Annotated in this window: 16 protein-coding genes; 8 read left to right on the forward strand and 8 right to left on the reverse strand. The window is 71.2% G+C overall.

The annotated features are described in order from the left end of the window. Positions 1–48: 48 nt before the first annotated feature. On the reverse strand, positions 49–477 hold the full coding sequence (locus OG408_RS17150; protein WP_266779978.1) for a hypothetical protein: 429 nt from the start codon (positions 475–477) through the stop codon (positions 49–51). A gap of 199 nt (positions 478–676) precedes the next feature. Here OG408_RS17150 and OG408_RS17155 point away from each other — a divergent pair, with 199 nt between their 5' ends. From OG408_RS17155 to OG408_RS17180, 6 genes are all read left to right on the forward strand, one after another. Then, a complete protein-coding gene (locus tag OG408_RS17155; protein ID WP_266779979.1) occupies positions 677–1,096 on the forward strand; it encodes an ATP-binding protein in 420 nt (139 codons plus the stop codon). Positions 1,097–1,200: 104 nt separating this feature from the next. After that, positions 1,201–1,488, forward strand: coding sequence for a DUF4190 domain-containing protein (locus OG408_RS17160; RefSeq protein WP_326670662.1), 288 nt, complete (start codon positions 1,201–1,203; stop codon positions 1,486–1,488). A gap of 128 nt (positions 1,489–1,616) precedes the next feature. After that, on the forward strand, positions 1,617–3,092 hold the full coding sequence (locus OG408_RS17165; protein WP_326670663.1) for a hypothetical protein: 1,476 nt from the start codon (positions 1,617–1,619) through the stop codon (positions 3,090–3,092). Positions 3,093–3,227: 135 nt separating this feature from the next. Beyond that, on the forward strand, positions 3,228–4,013 hold the full coding sequence (locus OG408_RS17170; RefSeq protein WP_266779982.1) for a helix-turn-helix domain-containing protein: 786 nt from the start codon (positions 3,228–3,230) through the stop codon (positions 4,011–4,013). Further along, positions 4,010–4,267, forward strand: a complete 258-nt coding sequence (locus OG408_RS17175) for a DUF397 domain-containing protein (protein WP_326670665.1) — start codon at positions 4,010–4,012, stop codon at positions 4,265–4,267. The genes OG408_RS17170 and OG408_RS17175 overlap by 4 nt, the downstream gene beginning before the upstream one ends. A 39-nt stretch (positions 4,268–4,306) precedes the next feature. Then, the gene (locus OG408_RS17180) at positions 4,307–5,104 is read left to right on the forward strand and encodes a DUF4253 domain-containing protein (RefSeq protein WP_326670667.1); all 798 of its coding nucleotides are present in this window, start codon (positions 4,307–4,309) and stop codon (positions 5,102–5,104) included. Positions 5,105–5,180: 76 nt separating this feature from the next. On the opposite strand, the gene OG408_RS17185 is transcribed toward OG408_RS17180, so the two are convergent. Beyond that, a complete protein-coding gene (locus OG408_RS17185; protein ID WP_326670669.1) occupies positions 5,181–6,629 on the reverse strand; it encodes a helix-turn-helix domain-containing protein in 1,449 nt (482 codons plus the stop codon). Positions 6,630–7,069: 440 nt separating this feature from the next. Between OG408_RS17185 and OG408_RS17190 the strand changes: the two genes are divergently transcribed. Together OG408_RS17190 and OG408_RS17195 are read left to right on the forward strand one after the other, a co-directional pair. Continuing rightward, positions 7,070–7,840, forward strand: coding sequence for a DUF4232 domain-containing protein (locus OG408_RS17190; protein ID WP_326670671.1), 771 nt, complete (start codon positions 7,070–7,072; stop codon positions 7,838–7,840). A gap of 150 nt (positions 7,841–7,990) precedes the next feature. Next, complete coding sequence (locus OG408_RS17195) at positions 7,991–8,335, forward strand: hypothetical protein (RefSeq protein WP_266779987.1); 345 nt, start codon at positions 7,991–7,993, stop codon at positions 8,333–8,335. A gap of 43 nt (positions 8,336–8,378) precedes the next feature. On the opposite strand, the gene hemB is transcribed toward OG408_RS17195, so the two are convergent. The 6 genes from hemB to OG408_RS17225 all read right to left on the reverse strand — a co-directional run bounded on the left by hemB (position 8,379) and on the right by OG408_RS17225 (position 14,984). Continuing rightward, positions 8,379–9,377: a porphobilinogen synthase gene (gene hemB, locus OG408_RS17200; protein WP_326670673.1), complete on the reverse strand. Its 999-nt coding sequence runs from the start codon at positions 9,375–9,377 to the stop codon at positions 8,379–8,381. Positions 9,378–9,513: 136 nt separating this feature from the next. Beyond that, the gene (locus tag OG408_RS17205; RefSeq protein WP_266779989.1) at positions 9,514–11,181 is read right to left on the reverse strand and encodes a bifunctional uroporphyrinogen-III C-methyltransferase/uroporphyrinogen-III synthase; all 1,668 of its coding nucleotides are present in this window, start codon (positions 11,179–11,181) and stop codon (positions 9,514–9,516) included. Further along, on the reverse strand, positions 11,178–12,164 hold the full coding sequence (gene hemC, locus OG408_RS17210) for a hydroxymethylbilane synthase (protein WP_266779990.1): 987 nt from the start codon (positions 12,162–12,164) through the stop codon (positions 11,178–11,180). The genes OG408_RS17205 and hemC overlap by 4 nt, the downstream gene beginning before the upstream one ends. Next, positions 12,161–13,672 carry a glutamyl-tRNA reductase gene (locus OG408_RS17215; protein ID WP_326670675.1) on the reverse strand — a complete coding sequence of 504 codons (1,512 nt, stop codon included), beginning with the start codon at positions 13,670–13,672 and terminating at the stop codon, positions 12,161–12,163. Before OG408_RS17215 ends, hemC begins: the two co-directional genes overlap by 4 nt. After that, complete coding sequence (locus OG408_RS17220) at positions 13,669–14,436, reverse strand: redox-sensing transcriptional repressor Rex (RefSeq protein WP_266779992.1); 768 nt, start codon at positions 14,434–14,436, stop codon at positions 13,669–13,671. The genes OG408_RS17215 and OG408_RS17220 overlap by 4 nt, the downstream gene beginning before the upstream one ends. A gap of 272 nt (positions 14,437–14,708) precedes the next feature. Further along, entirely contained in the window at positions 14,709–14,984 is a 276-nt protein-coding gene (locus OG408_RS17225) for a glutaredoxin family protein (RefSeq protein ID WP_219573192.1), read from the reverse strand. Positions 14,985–15,095 lie beyond the last annotated feature (111 nt).

The raw sequence follows: 15,095 nt of genomic DNA on the forward strand, positions 1-15,095 counted from the left end.
GCCCGGCACACGGAAGTGTGCCGGGCCCCGCCCTCTTCGCGCCGGCGGCTACTCGGGCCGGCCCAGAGCCCACCCGGAGACGTCCGCCAGCCGGCCGCGCCACAGGGGCAGCCGGAGCGGGGCCGTACCTCCGAAGACGAGCGTGGCGTCCCGCAGATGGATCCAGCGCGGCAGCTGCCGCACGTCCTCCTCGGCCCGCAGCTCGTTGATCCCCTGGTCCACCGTCTCGGGAAACTCCGCGATGAGGTTGGCGCCCTCCCCCTCGACCTGGCGCAGGCTCCTGGCCCAGTCGGCCTTCCACGCCTCGTGGCCGATCACGTCACCGTGCAGCACTCCGGCCGGCACGGTGAGGGTGAGCGGGAGCCCGGAGCGCATCTCCCTGTCGAGGAGCTGGATCAGCAGCTGGAGCTGGAGATCGGGCACGGGCTCGATCACGACCGCGGTCGAGTCCGGCGCGAGTTCGACGGACTCGTTCATGGTGACTTCCCTTCGCAGCGGATCACGTGTGTCAGGCACACCTGCCCGGAAACCGGCGGCGCACGCATTCCTCACCCCCCGTGTTACTCCCCCTGTTCCTCTCCCGTCCCATCCGCGCAGAGAATTCCGGATACACCGCAATGCCCCGGGTACACGGAGGTGGTACCAGCCTCCACTCACGACACACGGGGTGAGAAAAATGACCGACCAATGCGCCGCCGCTCCCCATTCCGTCGCCGGAAGGGAAATCGCGCAGTACTCGGCCCCACCCCGCCGGGCGGCAGAAGCACGCGCGGCCGCCACCGCCTTCGTCGCGCAGCTCAACCCCGCGCCGTCGGCCCGCGCGATCCAGAATCTGCTGCTTCTCTCGTCGGAGCTGGTCACGAACGCGATCCAGCACGCCGGTTCCGTCACCGCCCTCTCCTTCAAGGCGGACAACGGCGCACTGCACGTCCGGGTCGCCGACCCGAGCCCCGCACATCCGCAGTCCCGCGTCCCGGACATGACCGGCCGGACGGGCGGCTTCGGCTGGCCGATGATCCTGCGGCTGGCCCACCGGGTCACCGTCCGTCCGCTCGGCAACGAAGGAAAGATCATTCTTGCCGTGCTGGCTCGCTGACCGCATCGGAATTGCGTCGCGGATTCCACTCGACCGCATGTCTCAACTCATGACGGGCACAAGAGAATTCCAGCACCGAACCGACAATTCAACGGGAGAGTGCAATGACGCATGACAACAGTTCGTACTCCGCCCCCGCCGCCCGGTCCGGCACCAATGGCTTCGCGGTGGCCAGCCTGATCTGCGGCATCATCGGTCTGCTCTTCTTCGGCATCATCCTCGGCCCGGTGGCCATCGTGCTCGGCGTCGTGGCCCTGCGCCAGCAGGCCGCGAGGGGCGGCACCGGCATGGCCAAGGCCGGCCTGGTGCTCGGTGTCATCGACCTGCTGATCGTCGTCGTGCTCATCATCGCGGCCAGCAACGGCGGGTTCAGCTGGTACGTCGGCGGCTGACGCCACCGGCCCCGCACCCCGCCCGACCTGCGAACCTTCCCCCAACAGCCATTGACCGGCCATCGGCCGGCAGGCGATAGTGACGCGGCCGATCTCTCGTCGGCCGCGTCACCAGGGGTGGGGATCTCATGCAGGACACCGAGGAAGACACGTCGCCCGCAGCGGCGACGGCGGCGGCTCAGGCCGCCCTCAACGGCGGAAGACCCGCCGACGCCCGGGCGCACGCGGCCGCCGCGCTGGAGCGGTACGGCCCCGATCCGGCGCTCTGCCTGCTGCTGGGCCGCGCCCATGTCGTCGAGGACGAGGACGACCACGACGACGAGGCCGAACGCGTCTACCGCCAGGGCCTGGAGGCCTTCCCCGACGACCTGGGCCTGCTCTCCGCGTACGCCGAGCTCTGCCTCGCATCCGACCCGCTCGACCACCCCGGCCGCCACGCCCGGGGCCCCGTGCTGGCGAACCGGATCATCGAACTGGCCCCCGACTCACCCCAGGCGCTGCACGTGGGCCGGCACGCCCGCGGCGAGATCCTGGTCCTCCCGGACGCCGGCAACCCGGCGCCCGCGGTCATCGCCCACATCCAGCGCCATGACGTCCGCGCCGCCCTGGCCGCCGCGCCCGACCTCGCCGACGCCGCCTGGCTGGCCGGCGAGCAGGCCGTCCGGCGCCCCTACGACCGGCGCCTGGCGATCCTCGCCGAGACCCTCGCGGCGCTCGAACGCCCCGGCCGCCGACTGCTCCTGGCCCACGTACGCGCCCCGCTCCCCACCCTGCTCACCGTGGCGGTGCTCGCCGGGGCGCTCATGGTCGGCCGGGCCGCGTACCAGCTGCCGGCCTGGGTGGCACTGATCGCCGTCCTGCTCTTCGTGCCGGGCGCGATGCTCCGGCGGCTGGAACGCCACGCCCGCGCCCGCGGCCTGGCCCGCCTGTTCACACCCCCGGACGGGGCGGAACTGCCGGACAGCCCGCTGCCACCGCCGCCCGCCTTCAGCTCCCGCGAACTCGTCGTGAACCTGGCGGTCCTGGTCATCGTGGTCTGCTCGGCCTCGTCGCCCCTGCTGTGGACACCCCCGGAGAACACCGACTACCCGCACTACACGGCCACGGCACCGGACACCCTCCTCGGCGCTCCGCTGCTTTCCGCGCAGCCGGGCGTGGACGGTGTCGGCTCGGACACGGTCTCGATCGTCCCGGACGGCTTCGGACCCGGCTCGTTCATCTACCTCTACGGAACTCCTCAGCAGATGGCGGAGAACAGTGCCGAGCCCCTCGTCCTCGTCATCGGACTGACCGCGGACCACCGCAACGTACCGGCTGACACGGTCCGTATGTACGAACAGGACCTCGCCGAGTCCGAATCGACGATCAACGACGTCTGGGACGCTCCCCCGGGCGCACACGGCGGCCGGCTGCGCTGCGCCGCGTACGCCACCGACGCCGAGGACAAGGGCGCGCACACCGCCTGCACCTGGCTCGACCGGGGCAGCTCCGGCACCATCGTCCTGAACAAGGCCGGACTGGACCGCGACACCGCCGCCGGGATCGCGCGCACGACCCGGGACGCGATCCTCCAGGAGGACACGTCCGGGACTACGGAGGCCTGAGCCCCGACTCCGGTGACGCGGTAGGCGCACTCGTACAGATTTCTTGTACGGGTCGCCCAGGCGTGAGGTACGGGTGCGGGTGGGGAGTGGGACCGTATGCACCCCAGGAATCGGCAGCGCAGGAACGCGTCGGCCATGAAGCTCGTGGGCAAACTGGTCGGCCGCTTCCGCGTCGCCTCAGGTCTGACCCAGGCCCAACTGGCCGACCGCGTCAAGGTTCAGGTGGAGACGGTCGCCTCCATCGAACAGGGCCGCCGGGCGCTCCTCCCGGACCTGGCCCTCCAGTTGGACCGGCTCCTGGACACGAAGGGGGCGCTGGAGACGGCGGTGGAGAACATGCCGGAGGTGGACCTGATCCCGGCGTGGGTCGAGCAGTACCTCGACCTGGAACGGGAGGCGCTCGCCCTGTCCTGGTACGACAACCAGGTCATGCCGGGGCTGCTCCAGACCGAGGCCTACGCCCGCGCGGTCTTCCGGAACCGGGTCCCCGTCTTCAGCGAGGAGAAGATCGCGGACCAGACGGCGGCCCGCCTGGAGCGCCAGGAGATTCTGCGGCGCAGCACGCCACCGACGATCAGCTTCGTCATCTGGGAGCCGGTCGTGATGCTTCAACTCGTCGACGACGAGGCGCACTACGAGCAGCTGCACCATCTGCGGCAGTGCGCCGCGCTGCCGGGGATCTGTCTCCAGGTGCTACCTCTGAGCCGCCGGACTCATGCAGGGCTCAACGGCCCCTTCATCCTGCTGGAAACACCGGACTACCAACGCGTCGCGTACTCCGAAACGCAGCGCGGCAGCCTGCTCGTCGCCGACCCCGACGAGGTCAGCATCCTGTCGCAGAAATATGCGATGCTGCGAACTCAGGCCCTCAGCCCCGAAGACTCCGTGGGCCTGCTGGACAGTCTGCTGGGAGAGCAATGAGCACTGCACGCGCGTGGTTCAAGTCCAGCTACAGCGGCGACGAAGGCGGCGCCTGCCTCGAAGTCGCGTACGACTGGCAGAAGTCCAGCCACAGCGGCGACGAAGGCGGCCAGTGCGTCGAGGTCGCCGCCCACCCCGCCGCCGTCCACGTCCGTGACTCCAAGAACCCCGAGGGCCCCGCGCTCAGCCTCGCGCCCGCCGCCTGGGCCGCGTTCACCGGGCACGTCGGGGACCTCGGGCACGTCGGGGTCTGAGCGTGCCGATTGTCAGTGGCGGGCTCTAGGGTTTCCGGTATGGCGACGCTTCCGAATCCGCTCCGTTCCCCGGCCGACGCAGGGCTTCAACTGCCGCCCGGCACCTTCGTGGACGCCACGATCGACGAGGTGTGGCACGAGCCCCTGCTCTGGTACGCGGACGCGCCCGCGGCCCTCGGGACCTGGGCGGCGCTGCGCGCGTCCGGGCGGCCCGTCGGGCTGCTGCCCGTGCTGATCGACGGCGGGATGCGCGACCAGTGGCCCGAGGCCTGGGATCTCGGCCCGGCCAGGACCTCGTATCCCGGCGACCACGACGCGGAAGGGGTCCTGAGCGAGATCTGGGAGGCGTACGCCCCCGAGGAGCTCGGTCTCGACGACTCGGCGGCCGAGTGGCCGGGCCTGGCGCCCGTCCCGGCCGAGGAGGCGACCGAGGACCCCGACGCTTCGTCGGCGGGCCTCGCGGACTTCCTGGCGGACCCGGGCGGCCCGATGACCGGCCTGCGGGCGGCGCTCGTGCCGGCGCGCCGCAGCGCCGACATACCGGCGGCGATCGGCTGGTCGGGACCGCTCAACCATGAGAACGACGTGGCGCGGCTCTGCGCGGTGCTGCGTTCGTGGGAGGACCGGTTCGGGGCGCGGGTCGTGGTGCTCGGGTTCGACACGATGGTCGTCTCGGTGAGCCGCCCCCCGACCACCATCGCCGAATCCGAGGCGCTGGCCGCCGAGCATTTCGCGTTCTGCCCGGACAACATCCAGCAGTCCACGCTGAACAGCCTGGACGCGTACGCGGAGAAGGCCCTGCTCAACCAGCAGACCTGGTCCTTCTGGTGGGACTGAGCGGCTGACGGGCTGGGACGCACGGCCGGTCCGGTGCCGCCGGTACACACGTACAGCGGCACCGCAGCGGCCGCTGTCAGTTGCCCTGCCCCTCCAGCGACTCCGAGATGTCCTCCCACTCGGCCTTGTCCGGCCGGTATTCGTACACGGGCCGGTCCCGCATGCTCGCCGTGCGGAACGGCTTGCCGCCGTCGTCGATGCGCACCGTCCCGCTCCGGCCCCCGCTGGACCACTCCAGCTCCAGGTACCAGGTCACATCGTGGGCCTCCGTGTGCGCGTTGAGGTGGAACACCTCCACGTCGGTGGAGCTCACCCGGTACGGGAAGTTCTTCGCCGGAACGACCCGGCCGGCGTCCTCACCGGCGACCGGCATGGAGACGGGCTGCCGGTCGTCCAGGTCGATGTTGAACGTCTGCGGCACGATGCCGCCGCCGCAGCCCTCCCCCATCGAGAAGGCGGGCCAGTCGTTCGCGGGGGCCTGTGTCACCACGCGGACATGGAGGGCGTTCAGCACGACCGCCTCCTGCGAGGCGCCCTGCAGGGTGAGTTCGAGGAGCATGTCGCCCCCGTCCACCCCGCCCAGCTGCGCGGACCAGCTGCGCCGGTCCTGGATCGCGGGCACCGGCGGCATGGAGCGGGGGTCGCGGTCGAGCAGGTAGTACTGCCCGCAGGGCGAGTCCCAGTTGTACGAGCTGATGGTGGCGGTCACCGGCACCCCTTGGGGCGCGGCCGGTTTCCCGCCCTTGCTGTCTGCGCCCTTGGGGGCGGTGGACCTCGTGGCCGTGGCGGACGGGGTCGCGGAGCCGCTGGTCGCGGACGCGGAGGGCTTGGAAGGACTCGGGGACGGAGATCCGCTGCCGCTCCGGCTCGGGGTGGCCGGTGAGTTGGTGCCGGTCCTGTCCATGCCCTCGTCGTGTGTGCGGTCGCCCGTGTAGTTGCTGATCGCCAGTGCGGCGGGAACGGTGAGTGCGACGACCGCGACGGCCGCGAGCAGCACGCGCAGCCGTTTGCCGGACAGCCGGCCGCCCGGGGGCCGCGCGGCAGCCGCCCACCGGGCATCCGGTGTCACGTCCTCGCCCAAGGATTCCGGCTCGGCCGCCGCAACCGGTGCCTCCCCCTGCGCCGGCGCAGCTTCCGGCTCCGGTTCCGGTTCAACTTCCGCTTGTGGCTCCGTCACCGGGACGGGCTTCGTCTCCGGCTCCGGCTCCGGCTCCGGCCGATCCACCACCGCCACCGGCTCGACCGTCCCCGCGGGCTCGTCCCTGCGCGCCGCCCCCCGCCGCTTCGCCTCGTCGGCGAGGATCCACTGCCGGTGCAGCGCCACCAGTTCGTCGGACGACGCACGGCACACCCGCGCGAAGCGTTCGACGGGCGCGTAGTCGTGCGGGACCGCGTCTCCGTTGCAGTACCGGTGGATCGTCGAGGTGCTCATGTGCAGCTTCTGGGCCAGCGCTCCGTAGCTCAGCCCCGAGCGCTGCTTCAGCCCCCTGAGCAATGCGGCGAAGTCCTGGATCTCCGTGCCCACTCTGACCGTTCCCCTCTCCTACCCTCCCGGAACGACGTTCCAGGCAGGTGATGTCCTCGCAGGTCAGAGGCCGTTTTTTCGTTCCGGCGTCCCGTACCGGCCGGCATCCGTTGCCACCGGATTCGCGGGCCGGACACGATGTGGGAACACACCGCAGCGGCACCCCGGAAAGGGCGAGCAGCGCGACTCGTACATCCATCACCTGCCCGTCCCCGGGAGCCGCCGTGCGCACTCGTCCCCGACTCAGCCTGACCGATGCAGTGGCCGCGGGAGTCCTGATCGCCTCTGTCGCGACCGTCATCGCACTCCTGCTGCACCTCTGACCACACGTCATTGTCCAGTACACCGGTCAGCACCCGGCGCACCAAAGCGGCGCCCCACATTCCACAGCACGTTCCGAAACAGCTTCCGCACCACCTTCCGCACAGAAGAGGCCTCTCATGCGTACTGCTCGCTTCCGCCGCGCCGCCCGTACCTCCGCCCTCGGCGCCGTCGCCCTGATCGCCTCGCTGTCGCTGACGGCCTGCCAGGGCGACGACGAGGCGGCCTCCGTCAGCCCCTCCGCGACGGCCGGCTCGTCCTCCCAGTCCCCGGCGGAGAACTCCGGCGTCTCCGGCGACAAGGGCACGGCGGCCCCGGACACCGATCAGGGCAAGGACTCCGCCGGTTCGGGCTCCGGTTCGGGCAAGGGCTCCGGCTCGGGCTCGGGTTCCGGTTCGAGCTCCGGTTCGGGCTCCGGTGACAAGGCGTCCAAGCCCGAGCCGGCGGGCGACGGACAGGCGGCCACGGCGACCTGCACCGGCAAGAACACCAAGCTGTCGATCACCGCGGTGGAGCGGCCGGTCAACCACCTGCTGCTCACGATGACCAACACCGGCTCGAAGGCCTGCAACGCCTACTACTACCCGTACCTGAAGTTCGGCGCGGCCCAGGCGGTCCCGCAGACCTTCGAGGACAGCAAGCCGCAGGCCGTCGCGACGATCAACCCGGGTGAGTCCGTCTACACCGGCGTCATGACCTCGGCGGCCGACGGCAGCGGCTCGGGCGGCTACTCCACCAAGGACCTGAGCGTCAGCTTCCAGAACCGCGACGGCAACTCCGACGGCACCGGCCCCGCGGTCTCCGTGCCGCTGGGCAAGAGCGTGTTCGTGGACAGCAGCCTGAGCGTCACGTACTGGCAGATGAGCATGAACGACGCGCTCACCTACTGAGCCCACCGGACCACTGACGACGGCACGCCTCGATGGGCCCCCTGCCATCGAGGCCATGGCCATGCCCGGGGCGAGGCCGTGGCCGTGACGCAAGGACACTGAGTACGACAACTCATGTGGCGGCCGCGCAGACCGAGTTGACTCGTACACATGCCCGACGACATTCTGACTGCCCCGCAGCCGCGCACCTGGATCGCCGCACTGGTCTCGACGCTGGTGACCCTGCCGCTCGCGGGCCTCGCCCGGTTCTTCGGCGCGCTCTCGCCGATGGCCTGCGACTCCTGCTCGGACGCCCAGTCCGACCGCTTCGACGCCAGTTTCGACCTCGCCTGGCCCCTGCTCTCCGGCGGCCTCGTGCTGTCCCTGCTCCTGCTGTTCACGAGCTGGGTGCTCAGCAGCAGCCGGCCGCCCGCCGCCGTCCCGGTCGCCGTGCTCGCACCCGTCACGGTCGTCGTCACCTACGTGGCGTTCGCCGCGATGATCGACTGGCCCTGAGCAACAACAGCCCGGCCGGGACAGGCCGGGCCGGGCCGGGCCTCTAGCGGCGGCCCAGCTTCTGCGCGACCTCCGTCGCCCAGTACGTCAGGATCATCTGCGCGCCCGCCCGCCGGATCCCGGTCAGGCTCTCCAGGATCGCCGCGTCACGGTCGATCCAGCCCTTCTCGGCGGCGGCCTCGATCATCGCGTACTCGCCACTGATCTGGTACGCGGCGACCGGCACGTCCACCGAGTCGGCGACCTTCGCCAGGACGTCGAGGTACGGACCGGCCGGCTTGACCATGACCATGTCCGCGCCCTCCTCCAGGTCGAGCGCCAGCTCGCGCATCGACTCACGGAGGTTGGCCGGGTCCTGCTGGTACGTCTTGCGGTCGCCCTTGAGCGAGGAGCCGACCGCCTCGCGGAACGGGCCGTAGAACGCGGAGGAGTACTTCGCCGTGTACGCGAGGATCGCCACGTCCTCGTACCCGGTCTGGTCCAGCGCGTCGCGGATCACGCCGACCTGGCCGTCCATCATGCCGCTGGGGCCGACCACATGGGCGCCCGCGTCGGCCTGGACCTGGGCCATCTCCGCGTACCGCTCCAGCGTCGCGTCGTTGTCGACCCGGCCGTCGGCGGTCAGCACACCGCAGTGGCCGTGGTCCGTGGTCTCGTCGAGACAGAGGTCGGACATGACGACGAGGTCGTCACCGACCTCCTCGCGCACCGCCCGCAGACCGAGCTGGAGGATGCCCTCCGGGTCGGTGCCCGCCGTGCCGCGGGCGTCCTTCTTCTCGTCCAGCGGCACACCGAACAGCATGATCCCTGAGACGCCCGCCGAGACCGCGTCGACCGCGGCCTTCCGCAGGGTGTCCAGAGTGTGCTGCTGCACGCCGGGCATGGCCGAGATGGCGACCGGCGCGTCGATGCCCTCACGCACGAACGCGGGCAGGATCAGATTCGCCGGGTCGAGCCGTGTCTCGGCGACCATCCGCCGCATCACAGGAGTCGTCCGCAGCCGCCGGGGGCGGGAGCCGGGGAAGTTTCCGTACACAGTCATCCTTCGAGACTAGACCCGTACGCAGCACGCTCTTACCGACACCTCCGCCGGGAAAAGGCGGCGGAAAACGGGGCGGGGCCCGGCCGCTTCACGAGGAAGCGGCCGGGCCCCGCACAGGTCACCCGCAAACGCCGGATCAGGTCGTCGTACGACGCCGCCGCGCGCCCGGACGGCGCTCGCTCGGCCGCGTCACCGGGTCACCGGCCTCCTTCGCCGCGTCCCGGCGCTGCGCACCGAACTCGGCGAGGGCCTCGGCCAGCTTGTGCACCGAGGGCTCCGGGGACAGCACGTCGACGCGCAGGCCGTGCTCCTCGGCGGTCTTCGCCGTGGCCGGGCCGATACACGCGATGACCGTCACGTTGTGCGGCTTGCCGGCGATGCCCACCAGGTTGCGCACGGTCGAGGACGAGGTGAAGAGCACCGCGTCGAAACCGCCGCCCTTGATGGCCTCACGCGTGTCGGCGGGCGGCGGCGAGGCGCGGACCGTGCGGTACGCGGTGACGTCGTCGACCTCCCAGCCGAGCTCGATGAGACCGGCCACCAGCGTCTCGGTGGCGATGTCGGCACGCGGCAGGAAGACCCGGTCGATCGGGTCGAAGACCGGGTCGTACGGCGGCCAGTCCTCCAGCAGACCCGCGGCGGACTGCTCACCCGAGGGCACCAGATCCGGCTTCACACCGAAGTCGACGAGCGCGGCGGCGGTCTGCTCGCCGACGGCCGCGACCTTGATCCCGGCGAAGGCACGGGCGTCCAGCCCGTACTCCTCGAACTTCTCCCGGACCGCCTTCACCGCGTTGACCGAGGTGAACGCGATCCACTCGTAGCGGCCCGTGACCAGGCCCTTGACCGCGCGCTCCATCTGCTGGGGCGTACGCGGCGGCTCGACGGCGATCGTCGGGACCTCGTGCGGCACGGCGCCGTACGAACGCAGCTGGTCGGAGAGCGACGCCGCCTGCTCCTTCGTCCGCGGCACGAGCACCTTCCAGCCGAACATCGGCTTGGACTCGAACCACGCGAGCTGGTCGCGCTGGGCGGCGGAGCTGCGCTCGCCGACCACGGCTATGACGGGCTGGTGCCCGTCCGGGGACGGCAGGATCTTGCCCTGCTTGAAGACCTGGGCGATCGTGCCGAGCGTCGCCGTCCAGGTGCGCTGACGCGTCGTCGTGCCGGCGACGGTCACCGTCAGCGGGGTGTCGGGCTTGCGGCCCGCCGAGACCAGCTCACCGGCGGCCGCGGCCACCGCGTCGAGCCGAGTCGAGATCACGCACGTGGAATCGCTCGCACCGACCTCGCTCCAGCAGCGGTCCGAGGCGGTACGGGCGTCGACGAACCGGACGTCCGCGCCCTGCGCGTCACGCAGCGGCACCCCGGCGTACGCGGGCACGCCCACGACGTTGGCGACACCCGGCACGACCTCGAAGGGAATGCCCGCGGCGGCGCAGGCCAGCATCTCGCCGCCCGCGTTCCCGTCCAGGCCGGGGTCACCGGAGACGGCACGGACGACCCGCCTGCCGCCCTTCGCGGCCTCCATGACAAGATTGACCGCATCCCTGAGAACGGGAACACCGGCGGCTGTTGACTGCACGTCAACAACCGTCAGCTCAGGCGTGCTTACGCCTGCCCGCGCATGGCAGCGAACGACGCCGAGAACGTCCGGCTCGGCGACAAGAACGTCCGCGCTCGCAAGCGCCTCGACGGCGCGCAGAGTCAGCAGTCCCGGGTCGCCGGGACCGGCGCCGAGGAAGGTGACGTGCCCTGCGGACAGGACAGGAAAATCGGATGCGGCGGGGCCGGTGGGGCTCAAAGTGCTCGCTCCCCCATAAGACCGGCCGCACCCTTGGCAAGCATGTCGGCCGCGAGTTCGCGACCGAGCGCCGCCGCGTCGTCGTGCGACGTGGGAACGGGACCGGTGGTGGACAGCTGCACGAGCGAGGAACCGTCGGTGGAACCGACGACACCGCGCAGGCGCAGTTCGTTGACAGCCTGACCGTCGGCCAGGAGGTCGGCCAGCGCACCCACGGGTGCGGAGCAGCCGGCCTCCAGGGCGGCGAGCAGGGCACGCTCGGCGGTCACGGCGGCCCGGGTGTACGGGTCGTCGAGCTCGGCGAGCGCGGCGGCGAGGTCCGCGCTGGTTGCAGCGCATTCGATCGCCAGTGCTCCCTGGCCGGGAGCGGGCAGAACGGTGTCGACCGACAGGAAGTCGGTCACCTCACCGCTCCGTCCGAGGCGGCTGAGTCCGGCCGCGGCGAGTACCACCGCGTCCAGTTCACCGCTTCGTACGAATCCGATACGCGTATCGACGTTGCCGCGGATCGGCACGGTCTCTATGTCGAGGCCGTGGCTCCGGGCGTACGCGTTGAGCTGCGCCATGCGGCGCGGCGATCCGGTGCCGATGCGGGCGCCGGGCGGCAGCTGCTCGAAGGTCAGTCCGTCGCGCGCCACCAGCGCGTCGCGCGGGTCCTCGCGCACCGGCACCGCGGCCAGCACCAGGCCCTCGGGCTGGGCGGTCGGCAGGTCCTTCAGCGAGTGGACGGCGAAGTCCACCTCGCCGCGCAGCAGCGCCTCGCGCAGCGCGGCGACGAACACGCCGGTCCCGCCGATCTGCGTGAGGTGCTCCTTGGAGGTGTCCCCGTACGTGGTGATCTCGACGAGCTCGACGGCCCGCCCGGTCACCTCGCTGACCGCGTCGGCCACCAGGCCGGACTGCGCCATCGCCAGCTTGCTGCGCCGGGTCCCCAGCCTCAGCGGCTGGCTGGCCCCCGCGCCCGGGGGTGAGTTGTCGGTCATGACCGCCCTCGATTCGGGTCGTTCAGGTCTGCCCGGGAGACGGCGGCGACCGTCTGCGGGTCGAGGTCGAAGAGTTCCCGCAGTGCGTCTGCGTACCCGGCGCCGCCGGGCTCGCTGGCGAGCTGCTTGACCCGCACGGTGGGCGCGTGCAGGAGCTTGTCGACGACGCGGCGCACGGTCTGCGAGATCTCGGCGCGCTGCTTCTCGTCCAGGTCGGGGAGGCGTCCGTCCAGCCGTGCGATCTCGCCCGCGACCACTCCGGCGGCCATCGTGCGCAGGGCGACGACGGTGGGAGTGATGTGGGCGGCGCGCTGGGCGGCACCGAAGGCGGCGACCTCGTCGGCGACGATGGTGCGCACCTGGTCCACATCGGCGGCCATCGGGGCGTCCGCGGACGCCTCGGCGAGCGACTCGATGTCGACGAGGCGCACACCGTCGAGGCGGGCGGCGCCGCCGTCGATGTCGCGCGGCATGGCGAGGTCCAGCAGGGCGAGGCGGACGGGGCCGGTGGACTGGGCGGGCACGGTGACCCGGCGCACCGCCCTGGCCTGCGCGATCGCGGTGGCGGAACCGTTCTCCACCCAGGCGGCGTGCTGCTGGTCCGGCTCGGCGGACGGCGCCGGCACGGGCGCGACGGGCGACTCGGCCGCGGCGTCCGTGGCGTCGAAGTCCAGCCCGAGCGCCCCGGCGACGGCCTCGGCGCTCAGCACGATGCCGGTCGCGCCGGTGCAGGAGACCACGACATCGGCACGTGTCAGTTCGTCGGAGACCGCGGCCATCTCCACGGCGTGGGCGGCCACCCCCGTACCGCCGGCCTGGCCCAGGATCTCGACCAGGCGGTCGGCGCGGGCGCGGGTGCGGTTGGCGACGACGATCTCGGAGACGCCGGTTCGGGCCAGGGTCGCGGCGGCCAGCGAGGACATCGAGCCGGCGCCGATCACCAGGGCGCGCTTGCCCTTCGCCCAGGCTCCGGTGTCGCCGCCGTCCGCGAGCTGCTCCAGGCCGAAGGTGACGAGCGACTGCCCGGCCCGGTCGATCCCGGTCTCGCTGTGGGCGCGCTTGCCGACCCGCAGGGCCTGCTGGAACAGGTCGTTCAGCAGCCGGCCGGCGGTGTGGAGCTCCTGCCCCAGCGCCAGCGCGTCCTTGATCTGGCCGAGGATCTGGCCCTCGCCCACGACCATCGAGTCCAGCCCGCAGGCCACCGAGAAGAGGTGGTGGACGGCCCGGTCCTCGTAGTGCACATAGAGATACGGAGTCAGCTCGTCCAGCCCGACGCCGCTGTGCTGGGCGAGCAGGGTGGACAGCTCGGCGACGCCCGCGTGGAACTTGTCCACGTCGGCGTACAGCTCGATGCGGTTGCAGGTGGCGAGGACGGCCGCCTCGACGGCGGGCTCCGCGGCGAGGGTGTCCTGGAGCAGCTTGGCCTGGCTGTCGGCGGCCAGCGCGGCCCGCTCCAGCACGGAGACGGGGGCGCTGCGGTGGCTCAGCCCTACGACGAGAAGACTCATGCCGGCATCACGGCGGGCATGTCCCCGTCGGGTCCCTTCCGGCTGCTGGTCGTGGCGCGCACGGGCGGCGCGGCCGGGTCGGGACCGCCGTCGGCGGCCTCCTCGCCGGCCTTGCGCTGCTCGTGGAAGGCGAGGATCTGCAGCTCGATGGAGAGGTCGACCTTGCGCACGTCGACGCCGTCGGGCACCGAGAGCACGGTCGGGGCGAAGTTCAGGATGGAGGTGACCCCGGCGGCCACGAGCCGGTCGCAGACCTGCTGGGCGGCACCGGGCGGCGTGGTGATCACACCGATCGAGACGCCGTTCTCGCTGATGATGCGGTCCAGGTCGTCGGCGTGCTGGACGGGGATCCCGGCGACGGGCGTGCCGGCCATCGCGGGGTCGGCGTCGATCAGCGCGGCGACCCGGAAACCACGGGAGGCGAAACCGCCGTAGTTGGCGAGCGCGGCGCCGAGGTTACCGATGCCGACGATGGCGACCGGCCAGTCCTGGGTCAGGCCGAGTTCGCGCGAGATCTGGTAGACGAGATACTCGACGTCGTAGCCGACGCCGCGCGTCCCGTACGAACCGAGATAGCTGAAGTCCTTGCGCAGCTTCGCGGAGTTGACCCCCGCCGCCGCGGCGAGCTCCTCGGAGGAGACCGTGGGGACCGAACGCTCGGAGAGCGCGGTCAGCGCGCGGAGATACAGCGGAAGTCGGGCGACGGTGGCCTCGGGAATTCCTCGGCTACGGGTCGCCGGTCGGTGATTTCGGCCAGTTGCCACGGTGCTCCTGCGGGATGAGCGGGGCTGCAGGCGGCCGTATGTCCCAAGACCGCCCCGTCGAATGCAGGCTATGTCTTTGTGAACGCGTGCACAAAGATAGTGTCCGTTTTGTCCGGTCAAAGTGACCGGGGTCACGCGCATCCGTCGCGCGATCCAGGAACCATGGATCGCATCAGCCCGTTGCAGGCCCGAAGGGGGCAAAGCGGTACACACTCCTCACAGCCACGCCCCCGAGACCACTCAAAACGCCCACGATGGTAACCGGGTTTCACTCAGGAAAGCAGCGCGCTGCGCAGTCTTACCGGGTCCACGCGCCAGAACGTGTGCTGTTCGTTATCTACGAGCACCACGGGGATCTGCTCCCAGTACTCCTTGTACAACTCCTCGTCCCGGGTGATGTCCTTCTCCTCCCAGGACGCCCCGGTCTCCTCGCAGACCGCCCGCACCACCGCCCTGGCGTCGTCGCAGAGGTGACACCCCGGCTTCCCGACCAGGGTCACCACGCGGTCGGCGGGCTTCTTCTTCGTACGACGCAGCAGGGCACTCATGCCTCTTATTCTGCGCCGCCCGCGGACCTCATCCGGCCTTGATCCGATACGCCCGCATTCGCCCGTTTAACACGTCGGCCTCCGAGAGTTCACGCCGCCGCATCCCCGCAG

It is taken from the genome of Streptomyces sp. NBC_01257 (assembly GCF_035917255.1).
Classification (GTDB): domain Bacteria; phylum Actinomycetota; class Actinomycetes; order Streptomycetales; family Streptomycetaceae; genus Streptomyces.

What these genes read in the sequence shown, in the direction of transcription:
- OG408_RS17190 (WP_326670671.1), top strand. Translation starts at nt 7,070, where the DNA reads ATGCGTACTGCTCGCTTCCGCCGCGCCGCCCGTACCTCCGCCCTCGGC.
- OG408_RS17160 (WP_326670662.1), top strand. Translation starts at nt 1,201, where the DNA reads ATGACGCATGACAACAGTTCGTACTCCGCCCCCGCCGCCCGGTCCGGC.
- OG408_RS17180 (WP_326670667.1), top strand. Translation starts at nt 4,307, where the DNA reads ATGGCGACGCTTCCGAATCCGCTCCGTTCCCCGGCCGACGCAGGGCTT.
- OG408_RS17165 (WP_326670663.1), top strand. Translation starts at nt 1,617, where the DNA reads ATGCAGGACACCGAGGAAGACACGTCGCCCGCAGCGGCGACGGCGGCG.
- OG408_RS17215 (WP_326670675.1), bottom strand. Translation starts at nt 13,672, where the DNA reads ATGAGTCTTCTCGTCGTAGGGCTGAGCCACCGCAGCGCCCCCGTCTCC.
- OG408_RS17150 (WP_266779978.1), bottom strand. Translation starts at nt 477, where the DNA reads ATGAACGAGTCCGTCGAACTCGCGCCGGACTCGACCGCGGTCGTGATC.
- hemB (WP_326670673.1), bottom strand. Translation starts at nt 9,377, where the DNA reads ATGACTGTGTACGGAAACTTCCCCGGCTCCCGCCCCCGGCGGCTGCGG.
- hemC (WP_266779990.1), bottom strand. Translation starts at nt 12,164, where the DNA reads ATGACCGACAACTCACCCCCGGGCGCGGGGGCCAGCCAGCCGCTGAGG.
- OG408_RS17195 (WP_266779987.1), top strand. Translation starts at nt 7,991, where the DNA reads ATGCCCGACGACATTCTGACTGCCCCGCAGCCGCGCACCTGGATCGCC.
- OG408_RS17225 (WP_219573192.1), bottom strand. Translation starts at nt 14,984, where the DNA reads ATGAGTGCCCTGCTGCGTCGTACGAAGAAGAAGCCCGCCGACCGCGTG.
- OG408_RS17170 (WP_266779982.1), top strand. Translation starts at nt 3,228, where the DNA reads ATGAAGCTCGTGGGCAAACTGGTCGGCCGCTTCCGCGTCGCCTCAGGT.
- OG408_RS17175 (WP_326670665.1), top strand. Translation starts at nt 4,010, where the DNA reads ATGAGCACTGCACGCGCGTGGTTCAAGTCCAGCTACAGCGGCGACGAA.
- OG408_RS17155 (WP_266779979.1), top strand. Translation starts at nt 677, where the DNA reads ATGACCGACCAATGCGCCGCCGCTCCCCATTCCGTCGCCGGAAGGGAA.